5 protein-coding genes and 1 pseudogene are annotated in these 5,424 nt (G+C 69.4%); 5 read left to right on the forward strand and 1 reads right to left on the reverse strand.

The features are described from left to right. Both QM633_RS10590 and QM633_RS10595 read left to right on the forward strand, forming a co-directional pair. A partial coding sequence (locus QM633_RS10590) for a hypothetical protein (RefSeq protein ID WP_415153722.1) occupies positions 1 to 186 on the forward strand: 186 nt, incomplete at its 5' end. Between the two features lie 253 nt (positions 187 to 439). Then, positions 440 to 799 carry a ribonuclease E inhibitor RraB gene (locus QM633_RS10595; RefSeq protein WP_415153723.1) on the forward strand — a complete coding sequence of 120 codons (360 nt, stop codon included), beginning with the start codon at positions 440 to 442 and terminating at the stop codon, positions 797 to 799. Positions 800 to 882: 83 nt separating this feature from the next. Here QM633_RS10595 and QM633_RS10600 read toward each other — a convergent pair whose 3' ends face one another. Continuing rightward, entirely contained in the window at positions 883 to 2,082 is a 1,200-nt protein-coding gene (locus QM633_RS10600; protein ID WP_415153724.1) for a hypothetical protein, read from the reverse strand. Positions 2,083 to 2,347: 265 nt separating this feature from the next. Between QM633_RS10600 and QM633_RS10605 the strand changes: the two genes are divergently transcribed. The 3 genes and pseudogenes from QM633_RS10605 to QM633_RS10615 all read left to right on the forward strand — a co-directional run. Continuing rightward, positions 2,348 to 3,958, forward strand: a complete 1,611-nt coding sequence (locus QM633_RS10605; protein ID WP_415153725.1) for an FTR1 family iron permease — start codon at positions 2,348 to 2,350, stop codon at positions 3,956 to 3,958. 4 nt (positions 3,959 to 3,962) lie between these two features. Further along, positions 3,963 to 4,610 (forward strand): iron transporter, encoded by a 648-nt coding sequence (locus QM633_RS10610; RefSeq protein ID WP_415153726.1) that lies wholly within the window; start codon positions 3,963 to 3,965, stop codon positions 4,608 to 4,610. Positions 4,611 to 4,626: 16 nt separating this feature from the next. After that, positions 4,627 to 5,424, forward strand: a pseudogene (locus QM633_RS10615) (hypothetical protein); the annotation flags it as partial.

Below are 5,424 nucleotides of genomic sequence, written 5' to 3' on the forward strand. Positions count from 1 at the left end.
GGCCACGGTGTCGCCATTCACTGTCGTGCCGGCATCGGCAGGTCCTCCGTACTGGCAGCGGCTGTGCTCCAACTCGAAGGCGTACCGGCCGACGAAGCCTGGAATCTCATCTCCCACGCACGGGGACTTCCTGTACCCGACACCGACGCGCAACGCCGCTTTGTTGACAAGCTGCGAACCGCCTGACCAATCCACTCCCAGTGCGGTAGATGCGAGCGTTTCGCCCGAGATTCTGAGCCGCTCGGCTAGCTCTACGGCGGCTCCGTGGGCGACTGATAAGCAGCAGTACAGGGCCGAACCTGGCGATGGGCCGCAGGTGGACACCCGATCGCGGTCGCCAACGAGCGCTTGGCGGGCCGCCCCGATCGCGGCCATGAGCTGGCGACACCCCGTGCCGCCTGGCGGGTGGATCGGGGATCGGTGGGCGTAGCCTCCCCGCATGGATTCCGGGCTCGATCACCAACTCCAGATGAACCGGCAGACCTGGGCGCAACTGAACGACCTGGGCGTCCGTCCGGGTGACTCGCTCACGATCGATGGATTCTTCTTCGCACCCAACAAGGAGGCAGCCGCGCAACTCGCCCGCGATCTCACGCGCGCCGGCTGGGTAAGCCGGGTCTCCTCCTCAAGGACGGGCCTGCTCCGCAGGACGAGTTGGCACGTGCAGGCATCCGGACCGGTGTCGAGCGTCGATCTCGCCGCACTCGACGTGCTCGTCGCCGATTTTGAGGTCCTGGCGATGCAGAACGGTGCGATCTTCGACGGCTGGGGAACGGAAGCGCCGCCCGCGCCGAACTAGCCGCCCCGAAGACCATCAGCTGCGCCAGCGGGAGCCCGTGTTGTCGGCGGCAGAGTCGGACGGTTCGCTGCGCTCCGGCACGACTACTCGGCTGTGCTCGGGGGTTGCCAACCGGGGGTGGTGAGCGCGTCGCTGAGGCAGGTGGCGATGGTCGGGCCGAGTTGCTGGTCGAGGATCGCGAGGGCGGCGGGCGTGCTGAGTGGGGTATCTGATGCGGAGTCCAGCCAGGCGGCGAGAACCCGGTCGAGGGCCGCGGCGCCTACCTGCCGCTCGATGGCCTCGATGGCCAGCGCGGGACGTAGGTAGCGGTTCCGGTGCCTGGCCGGTGACTCTTGGCCGGACTCGATGACGGGTTCGTCGTCAGGATGCGCGGCGAGTTCGGCCAGCGTGGCAGCAGTTCGGACCCGGGTGAACTCGCCAGGCAGCAGATCCCGCGCGAGCCGGTTGGCTGCGTATTCGGCGAGTCCTTCGTTGAGCCAGTCGTCCGCGGACAGCGGGCGGGCGACCCGCCACCACAGGTGGGCGGTCTCGTGGAGCACGATGTGCAGCGCTTCCGACGTGGTCCCGGTCCCGCCCGGCAGCAGGATCAGGGGCAACCGTGAGTACGGCCACCCCTCCCGCGGGCTGAGCGCGAGCATCACCACATCCGCGCCGCGCACTGGCCGCCACCACGCCGCGCACGCCTCCATCGCCGATCCCACCACTCTTACCAGGTCGATCGCCGCCGGGCCGTGGTCCGCGTTGGCGAGCGCCCGCACCGGCAGTCGGTCGTGTCGAGTCTCCACGAACCCCGGGGAGGCCACCACGGCGATGTCAATGCCGCCGGAGGCGCTTCGCCAGCGCGACCTGCCAGGGGAGGGATCCTCGAGACGCACGGCGTTGACGGCGACCGGACCGCCGCCGAGGAGTTGCAGGTCGAGGGTGAACTCGAACGACGGGTAGCTCACGAACACCGGATGCCACCCGACATACAGGGCGAGCTCGGTCAACTCCGGGCCCAGGCAGTTCACCTCGGCTTCAACACCTCCGATGACGCCCGCGACGTCCAGCTCCAGAACCGCACCCGCCGGCGTGACCTCGATCTGGTGCACGCGCGGGCTGAACGGAGCGCCCGGCCCGCCCAGGAACCGTCTCGCCTCCGCCGGCTGTCCGTCGACGCGGCATCCGACGATCTCGAGGTTGTCGTGCAGCCACCACCGTTCAGGCGGGTACTCGCTGATCCGGAAGCGAGCCCGAACTTCCTGGCGTGGCGGGTCCAGCACCGCCTCCACATCAACGAACACACCGGCACCCTACGACCCGACTCAGGCGACCACGGGCGCGCTCTGCGACAGGTCGAACCGCGCCGACCTGGCACGAAGGCCGTGCGGTGTGCTGTGCAGCCCTTGGGCTCGTCGTGGAGTTCGCCCGGATCAACTCGCGGGGACCTGCCCGCCCGGGTCGGGTCGCTCTCGTCGGGTCAGCCAGTGAACCTGGACTGCATGCGTAAGATTACGTAGTCGTGGGCTATGGTTAGGCAAGCCTTCCCTAACTGACCCAGGAGCGAACGTGGTTGCGCGACGTGTGCGAGGTTGCCTGGCCGCGCTGGCCCTGGCAGTCGCGGCCCTGTGGTTCGCGGCCGCACCGGCGGCGGCCGAGGAGCAGTGGCAGCAGGTCAGCGACTCCATCGTCGCGTTGCTGGAGCAGATCCCCGACCAGTACGCCGCGGGCGACGTGAAGGCCGTCGAGTCGACCGTCCGTGAGGCGTACTACGAGCAGTACCAGGTCAGCGGCCTGGAGGACGACATCAAGCACCGCCTGGGTGCTGACCGGGCGAGTGCCTTCCGGGAGAACCTGATCTCCCTGCGGAATCTCGCCCGCACCGACGTGCCGTCGTCCCGGATCGAACAGGGCGTCGCCGCGCTCGTCGCGCAGCTGCGCACCGACGTCGATGACGTCAACGCCGCGCCGCAGGTGACCGACCGGTGGGCCCAGGTCGCCCAGAGCATCGTCGACACCGCGAACGGGGCACTCCGGCTGTACCAGGCAGGAGACCGCGACACCGCGCTCAGCGAAGCCAGCCGGGCCTACCTGGAGCACTACGAGGCGGGCGGCCTGGAGAAGGCCACACTCTCCTACCTGAGCAGTGGCAGGGTGGCACAGGTCGAAGCCGCCTTCCGTGCGCTCAGGGTCGACATCCGCGACGGTGCGCAGACGGAACTGGTGAGCGCGGACGCGGCGGCGCTCGCCGCCCTGGTCACCGAGGACGCGAAGGCCCTGGACGCGCTCGGAGCGAACGAGTCACTGGGCTGGACGGGCTTCCTCGCATCCTTCCTGATCCTCCTCCGGGAGGGAGCCGAGGCGCTGCTCGTGGTAGCGGCCGTGGTCACCTATGTCGTGAAGACCGGCCGACGCGAGCAACTGCGCGGGGTCTACCTCGGCATCGCCGCCGCCGTCGCGGTGAGCGCCGGTCTCGCCGTGCTGTTCAGTGCGCTCACGACCAGCGCAGCGCTCGGGATGGTGCAGGAGCTCCTCGAGGGCGTCACCGGCCTGCTCGCCGCGGCCATGCTGATCTACATCAGCAGCTGGATCCTGTCGAAGTCGGAGGGCGACGCCTGGCAGCGCTACATCGGCGAGACCGTCGAGGGGAAGTCCGGCGGCGGGCGGTGGGCGTTGTTCGCCGTGGTCTTCCTCGCCGTGGCACGTGAGGGCTGCGAGACGATCCTGTTCTACGTGCCGGTCTTCGGCGCCGCCCAGACACCCACCGATCACCTGCTGGTCTGGGCGGGCCTGGTCGCGGCCGCGCTCGCCCTGGCCGTGCTGTTCATCGCCGTGCGGGTGTTCGGCGTGCGACTGCCGCTGCGTCCCTTCTTCCGCTGGACCTCCGTGTTCATGGCGCTCCTCGCGGTCACCATCACCGGTGGCGCGGTGAAGGAGTTCCAGGACGCCATGCTGGTGGGTTCGACCCCCGTCGACGGCGTCCCCGAGATCACCTGGCTGGGTCTGTACCCGACGGTGGAGAGCCTCGCCGCGCAGGCAGCGGTCACCGTATTGCTCGTCGGCCTGATGGTCACGCAGTTCCGGCGTTCCGCCTCCCGTCGCGCATCCGGGGAGGAATCCCCGACGCCGGTCGACGAGACCGAGTCTCCCACCCCTACCACCATCCCAACGAAAGGTTGACCCAGTGAAGACCCCATGGAAGATCACTCTCGGCGCCACCGCCCTTGCCCTGGCGTTGAGCGGCTGTGCGGGGGCGCCCGCACAGACCACCGCGCCCGAGGCCAGCGCGTCGGAGACGGCGGCCGCCAGCTCCGAGCCGACCGCGACCAGCAGCGAGACCGTCGTCGGCATCCAGGAGATGGAGGTCGGCGACTCCGGTCCGCAGAAGGCCGGTGACTACCTGGTCGTCTCCGCGGTCTACTTCCAGGCCGTCGATCTCGAACAGGGCTCGATGGCGATGCCCGCTGCGGCCGACTCCGACATGCACTTCGAGATCGACGTGAAGACCACCGATGCCGCCAAGGACATCGGTCTCGAGGCGGACCAGTTCCTGCCGTACCTCAAGATCACTCCGAAGCTCACCGAGAAGACGACCGGCAAGGTGGTGGAGCTGGGCACCCTGATGCCGATGATCGCCTCCGACGGCCCCCACTACGGCAACAACATCTCCCTCGATCCCGGTACCTACACGGTGGAGCTGACCATCCAGTCGCCGGCCGACGACTTCATGCTGCACACCGGCAAGGACTCCAGCGGGGTCAAGGGACGCTTCTGGAGCGATCCGCTGAAGGTCACCTTCGACAACTTCGAGTGGGACGGCCAGCTCCTCTGAGCTCTGAGTCGCTGCCATGCTGAAACTGTTCGCCGCCTCCGCGGAGCTCGCCCTTCCCCTGTGCCTGCTCGCGGCGGTGCTGATCGCCAACCGCTCCTACGCGCCGACCGTGCGTCGACGCGTGGGACGGCTGGCGGCGGGCGGTCTCGGCGCCGGCCTGCTCGCCGCGGTCGTGATCGTCTGGCTCCGGCTGACCACCAGCCTGGTCCGGCTGCCCGCGGTCAACCTGTGGACGGGCAGCCTGCTCCTGGTCGTCCAGCTGGTGTTCCTGGTCGCGCTGTGGCTGCCGTCGACGCGCGTCCTCGTCACTCACGACCTGGGGCGGGCGAACCACCTGCTGACCGGATCCGCTGTCGCCGGCCTGGCGCTGGTCGGGCTCTACCACGGCATCCCCCTGGCCATGGCCAGCGATGCCGTGGTGCCCATGAATGCGAGCCTCTACGACAGCGCCTCCGTGCTCAACCTCGCCGGCTACGTGCTCGGCATCGCCGCCGTCGCGATCGCGGCGGGCACGTCCGCCGTGTCGCTGGGACGGGTGCCCGCCCTTGCCCGCCGGCTGCTGACCACGCTGGTCGTCGCGATCGCGCTGGTCGCGGAGGGCGTGCCGCTGTACCAGCAGTTCGCCTCGGCGAAGCTCGTCCCGCGCAACTCGCTGAACTTCAACACACTGCTGTGGATCGAGCGGAACAGCGTGGTGATCCTGCTCGTGCAGACTGCTCTGGCCGTCCTGCCCGCCGTGGTCGCGCTCGTCCGTCGGACCCGGGCGGCGGCGCCGGACGCGTCCGCGGCCGAGCGCCGGCTGGTCAGGGCCGCC

Origin of the sequence: Propionicimonas sp., from assembly GCF_047606205.1 — a bacterium.
Lineage (GTDB): Bacteria > Actinomycetota > Actinomycetes > Propionibacteriales > Propionibacteriaceae > Propionicimonas.

What these genes read in the sequence shown, in the direction of transcription:
- QM633_RS10595 (WP_415153723.1), top strand. Translation starts at nt 440, where the DNA reads ATGGATTCCGGGCTCGATCACCAACTCCAGATGAACCGGCAGACCTGG.